Origin of the sequence: Tardiphaga alba (genome assembly GCF_018279705.1) — a bacterium.
Lineage (GTDB): Bacteria > Pseudomonadota > Alphaproteobacteria > Rhizobiales > Xanthobacteraceae > Tardiphaga > Tardiphaga alba.
Map to the genome: position 1 here is coordinate 1,202,192 of NZ_CP036498.1, position 14,933 is coordinate 1,217,124.

Annotated in this window: 15 protein-coding genes and 1 pseudogene; 2 read left to right on the forward strand and 14 right to left on the reverse strand. The window is 61.6% G+C overall.

The annotated features are described in order from the left end of the window. The 8 genes and pseudogenes from RPMA_RS05665 to RPMA_RS05700 form a co-directional block, all read right to left on the reverse strand. Nucleotides 1-663, reverse strand: a complete 663-nt coding sequence (locus RPMA_RS05665) for a hypothetical protein (protein WP_211911920.1) — start codon at nucleotides 661-663, stop codon at nucleotides 1-3. Between the two features lie 212 nt (nucleotides 664-875). Beyond that, nucleotides 876-1,631, reverse strand: a complete 756-nt coding sequence (locus RPMA_RS05670) for a P-loop NTPase family protein (RefSeq protein ID WP_211911921.1) — start codon at nucleotides 1,629-1,631, stop codon at nucleotides 876-878. A gap of 173 nt (nucleotides 1,632-1,804) precedes the next feature. Next, nucleotides 1,805-2,929 carry a M48 family metallopeptidase gene (locus RPMA_RS05675; protein WP_211911922.1) on the reverse strand — a complete coding sequence of 375 codons (1,125 nt, stop codon included), beginning with the start codon at nucleotides 2,927-2,929 and terminating at the stop codon, nucleotides 1,805-1,807. Nucleotides 2,930-3,052: 123 nt separating this feature from the next. Beyond that, nucleotides 3,053-3,612 (reverse strand): annotated as a pseudogene (locus tag RPMA_RS05680) (LemA family protein). 179 nt (nucleotides 3,613-3,791) lie between these two features. Then, nucleotides 3,792-4,172 carry a COG4315 family predicted lipoprotein gene (locus RPMA_RS05685; RefSeq protein WP_211911923.1) on the reverse strand — a complete coding sequence of 127 codons (381 nt, stop codon included), beginning with the start codon at nucleotides 4,170-4,172 and terminating at the stop codon, nucleotides 3,792-3,794. Between the two features lie 66 nt (nucleotides 4,173-4,238). Beyond that, complete coding sequence (locus RPMA_RS05690) at nucleotides 4,239-5,219, reverse strand: small ribosomal subunit Rsm22 family protein (RefSeq protein WP_211911924.1); 981 nt, start codon at nucleotides 5,217-5,219, stop codon at nucleotides 4,239-4,241. Between the two features lie 195 nt (nucleotides 5,220-5,414). Beyond that, nucleotides 5,415-8,879, reverse strand: coding sequence for a chromosome segregation protein SMC (gene smc / locus RPMA_RS05695; RefSeq protein WP_211911925.1), 3,465 nt, complete (start codon nucleotides 8,877-8,879; stop codon nucleotides 5,415-5,417). Nucleotides 8,880-9,215: 336 nt separating this feature from the next. Continuing rightward, nucleotides 9,216-10,001 (reverse strand): DUF1828 domain-containing protein, encoded by a 786-nt coding sequence (locus RPMA_RS05700; protein WP_211911926.1) that lies wholly within the window; start codon nucleotides 9,999-10,001, stop codon nucleotides 9,216-9,218. 662 nt (nucleotides 10,002-10,663) lie between these two features. Here RPMA_RS05700 and RPMA_RS05705 point away from each other — a divergent pair. Both RPMA_RS05705 and map read left to right on the forward strand, forming a co-directional pair. Continuing rightward, nucleotides 10,664-10,876 carry a ParD-like family protein gene (locus RPMA_RS05705; protein WP_211911927.1) on the forward strand — a complete coding sequence of 71 codons (213 nt, stop codon included), beginning with the start codon at nucleotides 10,664-10,666 and terminating at the stop codon, nucleotides 10,874-10,876. Then, on the forward strand, nucleotides 10,873-11,634 hold the full coding sequence (gene map, locus RPMA_RS05710) for a type I methionyl aminopeptidase (protein WP_211911928.1): 762 nt from the start codon (nucleotides 10,873-10,875) through the stop codon (nucleotides 11,632-11,634). Before RPMA_RS05705 ends, map begins: the two co-directional genes overlap by 4 nt. A gap of 11 nt (nucleotides 11,635-11,645) precedes the next feature. Here map and RPMA_RS05715 read toward each other — a convergent pair whose 3' ends face one another. The 6 genes from RPMA_RS05715 to RPMA_RS05740 all read right to left on the reverse strand — a co-directional run bounded on the left by RPMA_RS05715 (nucleotide 11,646) and on the right by RPMA_RS05740 (nucleotide 14,846). Beyond that, nucleotides 11,646-12,071, reverse strand: coding sequence for a GFA family protein (locus tag RPMA_RS05715; protein WP_211911929.1), 426 nt, complete (start codon nucleotides 12,069-12,071; stop codon nucleotides 11,646-11,648). Between the two features lie 327 nt (nucleotides 12,072-12,398). Continuing rightward, entirely contained in the window at nucleotides 12,399-12,644 is a 246-nt protein-coding gene (locus tag RPMA_RS05720; protein WP_211911930.1) for a hypothetical protein, read from the reverse strand. Nucleotides 12,645-12,988: 344 nt separating this feature from the next. Next, the gene (locus tag RPMA_RS05725; protein ID WP_211911931.1) at nucleotides 12,989-13,645 is read right to left on the reverse strand and encodes a DsbA family protein; all 657 of its coding nucleotides are present in this window, start codon (nucleotides 13,643-13,645) and stop codon (nucleotides 12,989-12,991) included. 106 nt (nucleotides 13,646-13,751) lie between these two features. Then, complete coding sequence (locus RPMA_RS05730) at nucleotides 13,752-14,228, reverse strand: DUF721 domain-containing protein (protein WP_211911932.1); 477 nt, start codon at nucleotides 14,226-14,228, stop codon at nucleotides 13,752-13,754. A 41-nt stretch (nucleotides 14,229-14,269) separates the two neighbouring features. After that, the gene (locus tag RPMA_RS05735) at nucleotides 14,270-14,590 is read right to left on the reverse strand and encodes a HigA family addiction module antitoxin (RefSeq protein ID WP_211911933.1); all 321 of its coding nucleotides are present in this window, start codon (nucleotides 14,588-14,590) and stop codon (nucleotides 14,270-14,272) included. After that, nucleotides 14,562-14,846 carry a type II toxin-antitoxin system RelE/ParE family toxin gene (locus tag RPMA_RS05740; protein ID WP_211911934.1) on the reverse strand — a complete coding sequence of 95 codons (285 nt, stop codon included), beginning with the start codon at nucleotides 14,844-14,846 and terminating at the stop codon, nucleotides 14,562-14,564. Before RPMA_RS05740 ends, RPMA_RS05735 begins: the two co-directional genes overlap by 29 nt. Nucleotides 14,847-14,933: the final 87 nt, after the last annotated feature.

The following is a 14,933-nucleotide window of genomic DNA, read 5'->3' on the forward strand; positions in this document are numbered from 1 at the left end:
TCACATCAGTAACAGCCCCAGCTCGATCTCGCGGAACGCAAAGTAATTCTTCCGGATCCACTGATGCAGCTCGGTGGATGAATCGTGCTCCGAGCGCAGATAGCCGGTGAAAGAGAAATTCAGCCGGTCGATATAGGTCTTCAGGAACGGCGGCAGTGCTGCGATATGCAGCATCTTGCCGCGTCCGAGTGCCGGCGGGATTTCGCCGCGCAGCACCTGTTCATTGTCGACCACATAAAGCGCGCGCTGCGGATATTGTTGCTGCAACGTCTCATAGGCGCGCAGCGACGCACGATCGCTGTCGCCCATGAACAGCACGATCGGCACCACGCCACGGCGCGCGGCTTCCTTCGCAAATCCGATCTCGGCGGTCATCCGGAAGAATTCATCGAAGGCGTGATAGCCGAGATCGATCACCTTTGCCGTTTCGTCATGGACGATCAGGCGATCCATCAGCGCCATCTTGCCGAAGGTGTCGTTGATGTCGGCGGTCTCGGTCAGCCGCGGCAGGAAGTCGAGCAGCGACGGTTCCTTCAGGCTGACATCGAACGCAACGACATCGCCGCGTTGAAGCTTGAGGAATTCCGTGAGCAGCCGCGCCATCAGGGTCTTGCCGACCTGCGGGCGTGTTGAGCAGACGATGTAGACAGGCGTGCGCGACATGGCGGCAGTATATCGGGGGAATTTGAGCCCGGCTCGGTTCTTCACCTCTCCCCTCCGGGGAGAGGCCGATCCGGCGAAGCCGGAGCGGGTGAGGGGGCTTGCACCGGCGTCTGAGTTTGCCCCCTCACCCGGCGCTATGCGCCGACCTCTCCCCTCTAGCGAAGCTTTGCTTCGCACCGGGGGAGAGGTGTGGAGAGAGCGGAGTTTATGTCTTACTGTTCGCCCGGCGTGCGTGCGCTGGGCTTGTCGTGCACGATATCGGTCAGCTTGATGCGATCGAATTCGCTCCACACATTGGCGAGCCAGTGGCGGACATAGCCGCGCAGCACGAAGGAATAGTTCGCCGCTTCGTCATTCGGACCCTTGTTGGCCACGAATTTCAGGAACGGCACCGAGGAGACTTCCACCTGCTCATAGGCCATCTCGTTGAGCTTCGGGATGGTCAGCTCGGTGGCACCCTTGATCTTGTGGAAGTAGGAGTTGTAGGTCGCCTGGTCCCATTCGAAGAAGCTGGTGTTATTGATGAAGTTCTTCACCAGGAAGTATTTTGCGCCGTCCATGAAGCCGGCCGTCTCCGCGATTTCGTCCAGCGATGCGATCGACGGGCCCAGTATATGGAACACGGCGAAGGTGATCTGGCCGGATTTTGCGGCGTCGAGGAAGCCGATATCGCGCAGCGAGGCGAGGGCAGGGGACAGCAGGCCTGCGCGGACGTCGATGACGGTGACCGACGGCGCCACGGTGTTGAGCGTATCGAAGATCTTCATCTGGTCCGAGGTCGTCGTCATGTCGACGATTTCGGTAATGTCAGGATGGAAGCGCTTCAGCGTGCCGCGCGGCGCTTCGGTGTCGAAGGCCCGGGTCGCGACATTGTTGGCGCTGAAATAATCCAGAACGGTGCGCGACACCGTGGTCTTGCCGACCCCGCCTTTGTCTGCGCCGACGACGATCACTGCTGGCTTCGCCATGAAATTCCCTTAACTGCTCTGGATCCCCAACGGCACGAGGGAGACTCGCGCCTCCGGCACTGTAGCCCATGCCTGCTTTGGGCGCGAACATGGCAGAAAGATGGGTTAATTCAATCGCCGGATGGCCGCGTATGACGGAAATCCTTGGAGAATCTGCATCGTGATGAGGCTGCTCAGGCGTGTTTCCCCCATGGGCCCGGGATGGGCGCGCCGCCGGGCGGCACGGCATCGCTCAATGGCCCCGTCTTCGCCGCTTCGCCCTCCGGCAGTGCTGGCGCCTCTTCTTCCACCTCGCCCGGCAGTGCCAGGGGCCCCGGATCATGCCCGCCGGCAAATTTGATCAGCGCCGCCACCCGGGCATCGACGGAAGGATGAGTGGCGAAAATATCGGCAAAACCCGAGCGCGGATTGTCTACGCACATCTCCATCACGGCCGAGGTCGCGCCCGGCAGTTCGCCGCGATTCTCGATCTTGCGCAGTGCCGAGATCATGGCGTCCGGGTTCTTGGTCAGTTCCACTGCGCCTGCATCGGCCATGAATTCGCGGGTGCGCGACAGTGCCAGCCGGATCATCTGCGACAGCGCCCAGGCAACGATCAGCAGCACCACCGCGATGATGATCGCGGGCACGGCGCCGCTGCCCTTGCCGTCGCTCGACGACGATTGCGACGACGAGCGGCTCGCCGAACGATAGCGGCCATTGGCGAACGTGCGGAATAGCAGCTCGGCGAACAGGCCGACCACGCCGGCAATGATCCCTGCGATCACCATCAGCTGCACGTCGCCATTGCGGATATGCGTCAGCTCATGGCCGAGCACGGCCTCCATCTCGTCATCGTCGAGACTGCGTAAGAGGCCTGTGGTCACAGTGACAGAATACTGCTTCTGGTTGAGCCCGGTGGCGAACGCATTGAGAGCGTCGTCCTCTATGATCTTCAGCTTCGGCATTGGTATGCCGCGCGAGATGCAGAGGTTTTCCAGCAGATTGTACAGCCGCGGCTGTTCCTTCCGCGTCACGCTGGTGCTGCCGGTGATCACGTCGATCATCTTCTGATGACCGAAATAGGAGATGATGATCCAGCCGATCGCGGCGATGGTGGCCAGCGGCATCACCCGCAGCAGATCGCGAAAGGCTGCATTAAGATAATAAGGCAGCGTTCCGCGACTGTTACTCCACACTTCCATGACGAGCGCGCCGGCGAACACGACCACATAGATCAGCAAGAACAGGCCGGCGAGCAGCAGCATCGAACGCGTCTTGTTCGATGCGATATGGGTGTAGAGACCGTAAGCTGCCATGCTTGCGTCCTATCACTCCGTCATTGCGAGGAGCGTAGCGACGAAGCAATCCAGGGCCACAAGGAAGAAGGACTGGATTGCTTCGCTATGCTCGCAATGACGGGGAGGGGCCAACGCCGAGACTCAGAACTTGACCGTCGGCGCCGTCTCGACCTGCGCGCGGGCTTCGCCGAGATCGAAGAACTGCTTCGGATGGAAGCCGAGCGCGCCGGCGAACAGGGCAGCGGGAAGCTGCTGGATGCCGGTGTTGTATTCCGAGACCGCATTGTTGAAGAAGCGGCGTGCCGCGGCGATCTTGTTCTCGATATCCGAGAGTTCGCCCTGCAGCTGCTGGAAATTCGCATTGGCCTTGAGGTCCGGATAGGCCTCGGCCAGCGCGATCAGCCGGCCGAGCGCGCCGGAGAGCTGCTGTTCGGCAGCCGAGACCTGGCCCGGCCCTGCGCGCTCATGGCCGCATTGCGCGCCTTGATGACTTCCTCGAGCGTGCCGCGCTCATGCGAGGCATAGCCCTTCACGGTCTCGACGAGGTTCGGGATCAGGTCGTGACGCAGCTTCAGCTGCACGTCGATATCGGCAAAGGACTGGTCCACCCGCTGCCGCAGGGCCACCAGCCGGTTGTAGGTGGCGAACAGGAAAAACGCGATGACGGCAATGACGCCAAGAACGATCCAGCTGGTCGACATGTGAAAACTCCCCAGAGAAACCATCAATGCCGCATGTTAGCCGATCACGCGGCCACGTGGCAGGGGCCGCACACAACCTGCGGCAAGCTTTGGTCGTCGGGGAGGTGGAATAAGTTCAAAGTTTCCCCTCCCCCGCTCTGGCGAAGTTTCGCTTCGCGCGGCGGGAGAGGGGACAAAGATCACGGCTTCGCGACGTGCCACGCGCCGTTCAGAAAACCGTCGCCGGTGGTCTGGCCGGCAGCGGTGTCCTTCTTGAAGGTGTAGAGCGGCTTGCCCTTATAGGCCCACATCTTCTTGCCGTCGTCGCGCACCACGATGGTCATGTCGGCGGTCGGCTTGTCGCTGTCGGCAGCGAACAGCGGCGGCCAGTTGTCGGCGCAGGGGCCGTTGCACATGGACTTGCCGCCGGCGTCCTTGTCGAAGGTGTAGAGCGTCATGCCCTTGGCATCGACGAATACTTTGCCCTTGTCGGTGTCTGCAGTTTTCAGCGCCTGCGCGGAGGCGACGGATGCGGTGAGCAGAATGGCCAGCGCGGCTGCGGCGGCGAATGATTTGATCATGAGCAGTACTCCCTGTGAACGATACGACGCAGTCGCGTCAGGAAGGAGAACGCTCGCACCGTCGGATTATTCCGACGTGGGATGTTCGAAAATCGCATCGCCCCAATCGAGCTTGCGGAACTTGCTATAGATCGCTTTGTCGCGCTTCGGCGCAACGCTGGCGATGACGCCGCTATTTGTGCAGAGTTTGGCGGTGATTGCGATCTTCGTCGTCACTGGTTGCGCCAATACGCGCGATGGCCGCAATACGACCGGTGCGCGGGACATTGCGAGATAAATAAATTTCTCGTCCTCATAGGGAAGTTCTGCGGATTTGAGTTGTTTATGCATGCGGGAGCGCTGCAGCCGCTGGCTGAAATGGCACCAGTCAGGCTTCACCAGCGGACATGCGTCGTCATGCGGGCATGGCGCGATGACATGCGCGCCGGCTTGTATGAGCTGCGTGCGTGCATCGAGAATGCGCTGATAGCCGGCAGGCGTGCCGGGCTCGACGATGAGGAGCGTGTCTGATGTCTTGGCCCACATCGCCGCAACGAGTCTTTCACGCGCGTTGTCGGAGAGTTCGTTGATCACATAGCTGGCGATGACGAGATCGGCCGAAGGTGCATCGACGATCTTCGCAACCGCATCGCCGAGCGTGTAGTCGATGCTGCGCTCATTCTCACGCGCCAGCTCCATCGCGAGCGCGCGTAGCGCCGGGTTGGCGTCGAGCAGCGCGAAGGAGGCCAGAGACTCGAACGCCTCGGCACAAGCCCATGTCGCCGTTCCCGGCCCGGCACCGCAATCGAGCAGCGAGGTCGGCGCGAAGTCGGGGCGGACTTCCTGCAGCGCATTGAGGCTGGCAATGACGGCCGCATAGGTCGCCGGCATCCGCGCCAGCGCATAGGCGAGCGCATCACTCTCGCTGCGGATCGTCGTCGAGCCGCCGCCGGAGCGATAGGTCTTTGAGATGGTGTCTGAGCGCTGGGCTGCATCGGAGCGCGAGACGCCTTGCAGGCGCGAGGCGAGCGTTGCGGTGAGATAAGCGGGGAGATCGGGCGAGGTCATCTAAGAAGGGACGCTCCTCTTGTCCCTCCCCGGAGCGAAGCGAATGGGGAGGGTGGATCGAAGCGAGCGTTCAGCGAGCTTCGAGACGGGTGGGGTAGTTCAGCACGCTCATACGTCACGTGGGGCACCCCACCCCCGCCTATCGGCGGACCCTCCCCGCAAGGGGGAGGGGAGCCATCGGCTTCGTCGTTCTAATTACGCCACTTCCTGATCGAGGATCTTCACCGCGTTCTCGAGATCCACCGACACCAGCTGCGATACGCCGCGTTCCGCCATGGTCACGCCGTAGAGGCGATGCATGCGGGCCATGGTGATCGGGTTATGCGTGATGGTGATGAAGCGCGTGTCCGTGGTCGCGATCATTTCGTGCAACAGGCTGCAGAACCGCTCGACGTTATGGTCGTCCAGCGGCGCGTCGACTTCGTCCAGCACGCAGATCGGTGACGGGTTGGTCAGGAACACCGCAAAGATCAGCGCCAGCGCGGTCAGCGCCTGCTCGCCGCCCGAGAGCAGCGACAGCGATTGCGGCTTCTTGCCCGGCGGCTTGGCAATGATGTCGAGGCCGGCTTCGAGCGGATCGTCGCTCTCGATCAGCTTCAGCTCCGCTTCGCCGCCGCCGAACAGTTCGACGAACATGCGCTTGAAGTGGGTGTTGACGCTGTCGAACGAGGTCATCAGGCGCTCGCGCGCTTCCTTGTTCAGGCTCTGGATGCCGGTGCGCAGCTTCTTGATGGCTTCGACCAGGTCGTCGCGCTCGGTGGCCAGGCCGTTATGGGTGCCCTCGATCTCGTTGAGCTCTTCCTCGGCGCGCAGGTTGACGGCGCCGAGACGCTCGCGGTCGCGGCGCATCTTTTCCAGCTCCTGCTCGACCTCATGCAGGTCGGGCAGCTTGTCGTCCTGGCGTACTTCGGCCAGCGCCGCGACGCCTTCCGGCTCCACTTCCAGCATGTCGCGGATCTCGCGCTCGATGTCTTCGAGGCGACGCTTGCCGCTTTCCATGCGTTCTTCCGAACGCGCACAGGCTTCGCGCGCCTGCGACAGGAATTCGACGGAGGTGCGGGCCTCGCGATCGGTGTCGCGCATCATGTTCTCGGCGGCCTGCAACGCATTGGCAGCCATCTGGCGGCCCTGCTCGGCGGTCTCGACTTCCGAGATCAGCGCGCGGCGCTTCTGCAGGAACAGCGCCGGCGCGTCTTCCAGCTCTTCGCGCTCGCGCAGCAATTCGGCCTGGCGCGACGCCACGGTCTCGATCTGCCGGCTCGCCGAGCTCTTGCGGCTCTCCCAGTCATTGCGCTCGGCGATGATAGCCTGCACGCGGCGGTCGGCCAGTTCGGCCTCGCGGGCCAGTGCCTGCGCCTCGGCGCGAACCTGCGCGGCAGCGCGGCGATGGCCGTCGATCTCGTTGCGGACGTCGGAGAGTTTCGCTTCCGCATCCGCCGTCTCCGGCAGCTCTTCCAGCGCCATATGGGCGCTTTCGAGACCGGCTTCGGCTTCCATCCTGTCGTTCGACAGGCGCGATTGCGCTTCCGTCAGCGTGGCGCGCCGGGCGGCGTGGCGATTGATTTCGCGCTCGGCATTGGCATGGCGCTCGCGGGCCTGGTCGACTTCGCGGCGGGCATTGCGCAGCGCATCGCGCGACGCGCCTTCAGCAGCGGCGGCGGTCTTCAGCGCCTGCTCGGCCGCTTCCAGCGCTTCGCGCTTGGCGATGGCATCGAGCTTTGCGTTTTCGAGATCGGCTTCGATATCGGTGAGGCGGGCGCGCTCGGCCAGACGACGCGCTGCACCGGTCGGCGCATGCGAGCCAGCGACAAAGCCGTCCCAGCGCCAGACGTCGCCTTCCAGCGAGACGAGGCGCTGGCCGGTCTTGAGCTGGCCAACCAGGGCCATGCCCTGATCCTTGCTGACAATGCCGATCTGCTTGAGGCGGCGCTGCAGCTCCACCGGCGCATTCACATGCGCGGCGAGCGTCTCAATGCCGTCTGGCAGGGCGGGATCGTCGGCGTGCTCACCGGCATTGGTCCAGCGCATCGGCGCCGACGGATCGACGGGGGCATCAAGATCGTCGCCGAGCACGGCGCCAAAGGCCTTTTCATAGCCCTTGGTGACGGTGACGCCGTCGATGATCGGCGGCCACAGATTTTTGGTCTCGCCGTTGAGGATCTTCGAGATGGTGCGCGCTTCGGTCTCGAGGCGCTGCACCTTCTTGTCGGCTTCCACCAGCGGCGCGCGCGAGGCGTCCAGCGTCTGCCGGGCGGCGATATGCGCGGCTTCGTTCTCGCCGACCGAATATTCCGCCTGCAGCAGGATTTCCTGCGCGGTTTCCATCAGCATCGCGAGTTCGTCGAGATCGCCGAAGCCCGAGGTCTGCGCGGTCAGCGCATCGATCTCGCTTTCGACGCGGGCGATTTCTTCCGACAGGCGCGTCAGGCGATCGGCCTGGCTGCGCACATTCGACTGCAGCTGGTTGCGCTTCGCCGTCATGTCGGCATGGGCGGTGGTGAGTTCGGTAAAGGTGCGCTCGGCCGCGGCCAGCACGGCTTCGGCCTCGGAGACGCGCTCATCGACGCCGCCGCGCAGCTCGACGCGCTGCATGATCTCTTCCTTGATCATGGCGTCTTCTTCTTCGAGACGCATCAGCGCGATTTCGGCGTCTTCCGCCTGCTTCATTTCGCGGGCGACGTCGGCCTCGAACTGGTTGAGGCGGCTGTCGAGTTCTTTCGCGCGCTCCTCGGCGCGCTTCTCTTCGCGGTCGAGGAGATCGCGGGCATTGGTCAGGCGCTGCAGGCCGGCGGCGGCAGCCGCTTCCGCCTCGCGCAGCGCGGGCAGCTCGGAAGCGCGGATCGCCTGGATGCGCGCCGATTCGCCCTGGATGCGGGTGGCTTCGGCGAGTTCGACCACGTTGCGGTCATGGGTGGTGGCGGCATCGGCATTGTCCGCATGCGCCTGGATCCAGCGCAGGTGGAACAGCATGGCCTCGGCCTTGCGGACCTTGGCGGCGACTTCGCGGAAACGCGTGGCCTGGCGGGCCTGCTTCTTCAGGCCTTCCATCTGGCCGGAGAGCTGGCCGATCACGTCTTCGACGCGGGTGAGATTGGTTTCGGCGGCCTTCAGGCGCAGCTCGGCCTCATGGCGGCGCGCATGCAGGCCGGCGACGCCGGCGGCGTCTTCTAGCACGCGGCGGCGCTGTTCGGGCTTCGCCTGGATGATTTCGCCGATCTTCCCTTGGTGGACGAGGGCGGGCGAGCGCGCGCCGGTGGCGGCGTCGGCAAACAGAATCTGCACGTCGCGGGCGCGGACATCGCGTCCATTGATGCGGTAATTCGAGCCGTGGTCGCGCTCGATGCGGCGGGTGATTTCCAGGATCTCGGCGTCATTGACCATGGCCGGCGCGGTGCGCTCGGCATTATCGATGGTCATGGTGACTTCGGCATGGTTGCGCGAGGCGCGGTTGCCGGAGCCGGCGAAGATCACAGCTTCCATGTCGGTGGCGCGCAGCGACTTGTGCGAGGTCTCGCCCATCGCCCAGCGCAGGGCTTCCACCAGGTTCGACTTGCCGCAGCCGTTCGGGCCGACGACACCGGTCAGGCCGGGTTCGATCATGAAATCGGTCGGTTCGACGAACGACTTGAATCCGTTCAGGCGCAGGCGCGTGAGTTTCATGTAAGCGGTACTCTGAATAAGGTCTCAGCCCGAAACCGCGAATCCTGAGCGCAAACAATAGCATAAACGCTGATGTCGCGCGGCCCCGGGACTCACAGGCACGGCTCTCAATTGGGCCCGACAATGGCGAGACGAAGGCACCCGCACAACGCCGGAACCCGCGTTGTCCCAAGGGTTTTGCAGGGGATAAGGGGCTGGGAGGGTGGGAAAAGGGTTGTTTTGTAGGAGGCGTATTTAGGAATCTGAGGTGCTGCGGTTGGTTAGAGTAGACGAGCACCCAACACTGCGTCAGAGCTATGCCCGCCAATTGAGCGGACATGGGGCTCTTTATGGTCGCTACTGCAAACTAGAGGACCGCCGACCAATCGCCTCTCGAGCTATTCTTTCAACAGCCGCAATCTCATCCCCGCGAAATTCTGTAAGAAATTCAAGCCGATTGGTTGCTTGTTGTCTGACCCTTAAACTCAAAGTGCGTGGTTTCTCAACTAGAGCGACGATCGAGCAAGGCTCGTGTATCTCGTGTTGATTTCGCATCTGTAGAAATAGGGCCTCTAAGATGCGGTTGTCAGACGTTCCTAGAAATACACCGACGGGTGGGCGTCCCGGTGCTCGCAGCACGAAGTCGGCCGGAAACTCAGTTAATTTCGGTGTAATTAACGCGTTCTCTTCGATTGATGCGCGACCATTCACAGCATCGCGAAGCAGTCTCTCCGCATCTTCGCGAAAAGTGGTCGCAACCCGAAATTCTGTCATCAGCATAAAATCGCGTACACGCAGCGAGAATGCGACAAACTTCAAAGCTGCGGCTGGTATCTGGTCTTCGAGCAGGTTGTTGATGAAAAACTCCTGAGTCTCGTCGTCGACGGAGACGCCGTATTCTGACAGCAACTCGCCCAAGGCCTCTCCCCTTGTGCCGGACTTAAAGTCCAAGCCGCTTCCTTCCAGGTAAGGCAGGGTCACCCCGTCATCTTCAATTCGGTACTTTGTCTCATTCGTTTTGATCACGAAGAAGCCGATGTGATCCCCATCGGCAGCTGCGAATGCAGTAGTCACCGCATAGCCTGCCGGTACTTTGTGAACCGACAGATCGTCGCAAAACGCTTTGCAAAGCTTCTGTTTCATATCATTGCGCCGCCAGGTACCATCTTCACTCGGAAAAATCCGAAAGATGTACTAAGTGCTGAAGACTCCGTAAGCCCACACTGGTCTCGACGATGTTTGGCACGTGCCTTTGGCAGTCGAACAGTGGGATAGGGTTTCACGACACCAACTTGAACGTTGTGAAGATCGTCGCAAGTCGAATGACAATGTAGGCCGGGTTCATGGCCGTGAAATTCGAGACGAGCAACCACCGTATATGAATCGCCGCGTCGATATGACAACCACGCCAAGAAACCATTCTTCGATGGCTCAAAGGCGGTCAAAAGACGACATTCTACTCCATCGATTTCCAGAATATCGACTCGCCAAGTCCATCGCACGCCTAGCTGAAAACTTCGTGTACGAGATAAAGGGAAGGCAGTCCGGGACATCTTCCCGGTCTTCCAATCTCCAGCTTTGACCATGACCTTAGGTCGTAATATGAGTTCGCGCGCTCGCATGGCGCGTATGGTGTCTTAAGTTCCATCGAAGTGTAAATATAGAACAAAATATGAACATTGTCGATGGTGGTGAGCGTCATCGTGTCGTGCGCTGCGTCATGTACTGCCGTCCCTAACATGCTCTTGGCACATCCACAGCTAAGCAATATACGATTCATATATAAACCATATAGGGACCTCCCCATGGGCATCGTAAGCATCGACGACGAGCTGCACGAGCAGCTTCGCAAAGCCACCAAAGTCTCCTGCCGGTCGATCAATGCGCAGGCGGCTTACTGGATCAAGATCGGGATGCTCTGCGAGGCCAATCCGGCGCTGAGCTTCACCGAAATCCTTGCCCGCGAAATGAGCGCTGCCGGCGTGGAGACGCCTTCGCTCGCTGCGAGCGCGGCATGACAAAGACGTCGCAGGAGCTGGCGCTGATGGCGGAGTCCGGCCGGCTGCTGGCCTCGGTCTTCGCGCTGCTGGATCGCACAAAACTGGTCGGCCGCTCGACGCTCGAGATCAACGACATGGTCGAGCGCTTCATCACCGAGGACCTTGCCGCGCGGCCGGCGAGCAAGGGGCAGTATGGCTTTGAATTCGTGCTGAACTCATCGATCAACGAGGTGGTCTGCCACGGCATCCCCTCCAGCGCCGATGTGCTGAAGGATGGCGACATCGTCAATTTCGACATCACGCTGGAGAAGAACGGCTATATCGCCGATAGCAGCAAGACCTATCTGGTCGGCGAGGTGAACACGGCGGCGAAGCGTCTGGTCGCGGCCACCTATGAGGCCATGTGGCAGGGCATTCGCGCGGTGCGGCCGGGCGCGCGGCTCGGCGATATCGGCTTTGCCATCGAGCGCCATGCCAAGCGATCAGGCTATTCGGTGGTGCGCGATTATTGCGGCCATGGCATCGGTCGCGAGATGCATGAAGCGCCGCAGGTGATGCATTTTGGCAAGCCGAATACAGGGCTCGTGCTGCGCGAGGGGATGGTATTCACCATCGAGCCGATGCTCAATCGCGGCCGCGCCAAGGTGCGGACGGAGGATGACGGCTGGACAGTGGTGACCGATGATGGCTCGCTGTCGGCGCAGTTCGAGCACACGGTGGCCGTGACGGCGAAGGGCGTGAAGGTGTTGACGCTGCGGCCGGATGAGAAGCGGTAGCGCTGCCCTCGTCAATCTTCCGCAATGAACCGCAACGTCCCTGCCATCCGCTGCGGCTTGCCCGTATCATTCGGATGATTGACGCCGTCATTTACCGGCATTTCGGCGAAATCGAACGGGCTCACGCCTTCGAGGCATGCGACGTTCACGGCATAGGATGTCTGGTCGGAACGCCGCTGGTGATGGGTGTAGACGCCGCAGCGTGCGCAGAAGAAGTGTTCGGCGACCTTGGTGTTGAAGCGATAGCTCGTCAGCATATCCGCGCCCTGCAGCACCGTGACGCCGCCGGGGGCCGTCATCACCATGACGGCGCCACGCATGCGGCACATGGAGCAGGTGCAACGGCGAACGGAGCTGAAGCCATCATGGAGCGCGGCCTCGAAGCGGACGGCGCCGCAATGGCATTGGCCGGCATGCATTTTCAAAGGATCGACCATCTGCCCCTGTCTCCTGTCCGGATCGCTGCGACCGCTTTATGTGGCCGCGTTCGCCGACAGAAGAAAGATGAAATCGATGTGGCCGCGGCGATCAGATATCGCGGGCCAGCTCATCCGGGCGACGCTGTTGCGGAGCGCCGAGCACGGCGATGCAGAGGCCGAGAAAAACCAGGCCGATGATCTCGAAGATAAAGTTTTCAAACATGATACGCCCCGTTCACTATGGGGCGAGGATGCGGAGTTCACGCTTAAGCGTTTCTTAATGCGCGTTTACATCTGGAAACACAGTTAATCCGCGAGGGAACCTGTGAGGGGCTGCGTGGCGCGTCAGCGCGTCCGCGTATGCGGCGACCGCGGCATCGGGATCTCGGCTTTCAGCGCGGCTTCGCCTGCTGGCGTGATGCAGTAGCGCATGCCGCCCTGCAATTCGATCCAGCCCTTGGCGGCCATCTTCGAAATCGTCTTCGGTCCGGCCGGCATCAGATTGGGTGCGGGCAGGCCGGGCGTGGCGCGCAGCTTCTGGAGGGCGGCGCGTTCGACATAATGGGGGAGATGACTGGCGCGGCTCGGCATGGCGGACTCATCGACTGGACGAGGGGAGCGGAGCGTCCTTGTGGGTGGAGTTACGCAAACGCTTCAGCCCGGTTTCAGTTTCATCCTGCCTCCCAAAAATTTGCAGCAAATTAATGGGTATTTTTCCAGAGGGCCTAAATCCTCAGGAGGCAGGTTCGTGAGTTCGTGTTTGGAGATGTCGTGAAGCCGGATCGGATGTAGCGCAGGGGCATTCCGCTATCGCGCGGCCGGACGTGACGTTAGCCGGCGTTGCGGATCGTGACCCGCGCCAGGCATGTACCGCCAGGTAGGAAGTCTCCCTCCCCGAAGCGCAGCTCCGCTGCGTCAGGAGAGGGGAAAACGGATCAGCTCTTCAGGAGCGGCGTGATCTTCTTCGAGAATTCCTCGAAGGTCTGCTCGCCGCGCAGCATTTCGCCATTGATGAAGAAGGTCGGGGTCGAATTGACCTTGAGCACCTCGTTGGCGAATTTCTGGTCGGCAGCGATCTTGTCGAGCAACGCCTGATCCTTGAGGCAGGCCTCGACGGCCTGCTGGCTGAGGCCAGCCTGCTTGCCGATGCGGGTCAGCGTCTCGGCGGTATTCTTCATCACCCATTCCTGCTGCTGCTTGAACAGCATGTCGACCACGGCGAAATACTTGCCGCTGTCGTCCTTGGCGATGCAGCGCGCCAGCATCGAGCCGGCAGCAGCCTTGATGTCGAGCGGGAATTCGCGGAACACGAAGCGGATCTTGCCGGTGTCGATGAACTCGGCCTTGATCTTCGGGAACACGTTCTCGGTGAAGTTGGCGCAGTGGCCACAGGTCATCGAGGCGTATTCGGTGACGGTGACGGCGGCGTCCTTCGGGCCGAGCGACATGTCCGGCAGCGAGACCGGCTTGGCGACATCGGCGGCGCTCTGGGCGAACGCCTCGGAAACCAGCCGCAGCGGCGACAGGCCGATGGCAGCAGCGGCACCGGTCAGAGCGAGGGCAGCGGTGAAATCACGGCGCGAGATGATCAAGGGAGTGCTCCAGAGCGGCGCAGGGCGCCGGGAAAGTGGTTCGCTTCGCTAACTTGAAACGCAAAATGTGGCAAGCGGATGCCGGAACCGGCCCGGCGGGAATGTCTCAACTTCGCTTGATCGCGACGCTCAGACGCGCCAGTGCCTCACGCAAAGCCTGGTCCTCGACGTCCGGCAGCGTTTCGGCGGCCTTGGCGATGGCTGCGGGATCGACCGGCTTGATGCTGCGCTGCTTCGGGCGGGACAGCGGCGCCTGCCGCAACGCGATCTTGCCAACTGCATTCCAGCCGAAGAAGCGGTTCACCTGCTCAAGGATCGTGTCGGACATGTGCTGGATTTCCAGCGCCATCGGTCCCTCGACGCGCAGGATCAACGTGGCCGGTTCCTGTGGCTGGCCATCCACGGGCCGCGGCCACTGGATCTTCAGCGGTTCGGAGAAATGCGCCACCCGCTGCCCGGCAATCTCGGCCCAGCGGGTCACGAGCTCGCGCGAGGCAAAGCCTTGCTTCTTATAGGCATCCGCAAACACCCCGCCCAGCAGGGCGGAGAGTGGCTTGGCGGAGATGGGGCCGGGCTTGTTCATACGACGAGCATAACACTCAAGACGAGGCGGCGCAGCAGAGCTTAAGCAGCGCGCGGCCGTATGGCTTTCAGATCGTCGTCTATCTCGCGACGGCGCTGCATCAGGTCGTAATCCGTCTGCAGTCCAAGAAAAAAGCCCTCCGATATCCCAAAATAACGGGCGAGCCGCAGATCTGTGTCAGCAGTTACATCCCGTTTGCCGAGCACCACCTCGTTGATACGCCGGGGTGGAACATGGACGGCGCGCGCCAGCGCATTTTGGCTAAGACCCATTGGCTTCAGAAATTCTTCCAAAAGGATTTCACCGGGGTGCGGGTTTGGCAGCAGCGTTGATCTAGCCGTGGTAGTCGACGATTTCGACATCGCTTGCTCCTCCCTCATCCCAAACAAAACAGATGCGCCACTGATCATTGATCCGGATCGAATGCTGACCCTGTCGGTCTGCTTTCAGCGCTTCAAGCCGGTTGCCGGGCGGCACCCGTAAATCGTTCAAGTGCCTGGCCTGATTGAGCAGACGAAGTTTACGCAGCGCCACAGCTTGAATGTCCGGCGGAAGCTTTCGGCTCCGTCGGCCCGACCAGATCAACGCCGTCTCGGCGTTCGAAAAACTCTGGATCACTATAACGTACCGCGTTACGGCGGCAAGGTCGCCGGGATACCGGTCGTATTGCAGGCTTTTCTTCGATCGAATCCAATCTTAAAATGC

Excerpts from the sequence above, each read along its gene's own strand:
- RPMA_RS05705 (WP_211911927.1), top strand. The coding sequence starts at position 10,664 with ATGGGCATCGTAAGCATCGACGACGAGCTGCACGAGCAGCTTCGCAAA.
- smc (WP_211911925.1), bottom strand. The coding sequence starts at position 8,879 with ATGAAACTCACGCGCCTGCGCCTGAACGGATTCAAGTCGTTCGTCGAA.
- RPMA_RS05735 (WP_211911933.1), bottom strand. The coding sequence starts at position 14,590 with ATGTCGAAATCGTCGACTACCACGGCTAGATCAACGCTGCTGCCAAAC.
- RPMA_RS05730 (WP_211911932.1), bottom strand. The coding sequence starts at position 14,228 with ATGAACAAGCCCGGCCCCATCTCCGCCAAGCCACTCTCCGCCCTGCTG.
- RPMA_RS05670 (WP_211911921.1), bottom strand. The coding sequence starts at position 1,631 with ATGGCGAAGCCAGCAGTGATCGTCGTCGGCGCAGACAAAGGCGGGGTC.
- RPMA_RS05700 (WP_211911926.1), bottom strand. The coding sequence starts at position 10,001 with ATGAAACAGAAGCTTTGCAAAGCGTTTTGCGACGATCTGTCGGTTCAC.
- map (WP_211911928.1), top strand. The coding sequence starts at position 10,873 with ATGACAAAGACGTCGCAGGAGCTGGCGCTGATGGCGGAGTCCGGCCGG.
- RPMA_RS05690 (WP_211911924.1), bottom strand. The coding sequence starts at position 5,219 with ATGACCTCGCCCGATCTCCCCGCTTATCTCACCGCAACGCTCGCCTCG.
- RPMA_RS05675 (WP_211911922.1), bottom strand. The coding sequence starts at position 2,929 with ATGGCAGCTTACGGTCTCTACACCCATATCGCATCGAACAAGACGCGT.
- RPMA_RS05665 (WP_211911920.1), bottom strand. The coding sequence starts at position 663 with ATGTCGCGCACGCCTGTCTACATCGTCTGCTCAACACGCCCGCAGGTC.
- RPMA_RS05720 (WP_211911930.1), bottom strand. The coding sequence starts at position 12,644 with ATGCCGAGCCGCGCCAGTCATCTCCCCCATTATGTCGAACGCGCCGCC.
- RPMA_RS05685 (WP_211911923.1), bottom strand. The coding sequence starts at position 4,172 with ATGATCAAATCATTCGCCGCCGCAGCCGCGCTGGCCATTCTGCTCACC.
- RPMA_RS05715 (WP_211911929.1), bottom strand. The coding sequence starts at position 12,071 with ATGGTCGATCCTTTGAAAATGCATGCCGGCCAATGCCATTGCGGCGCC.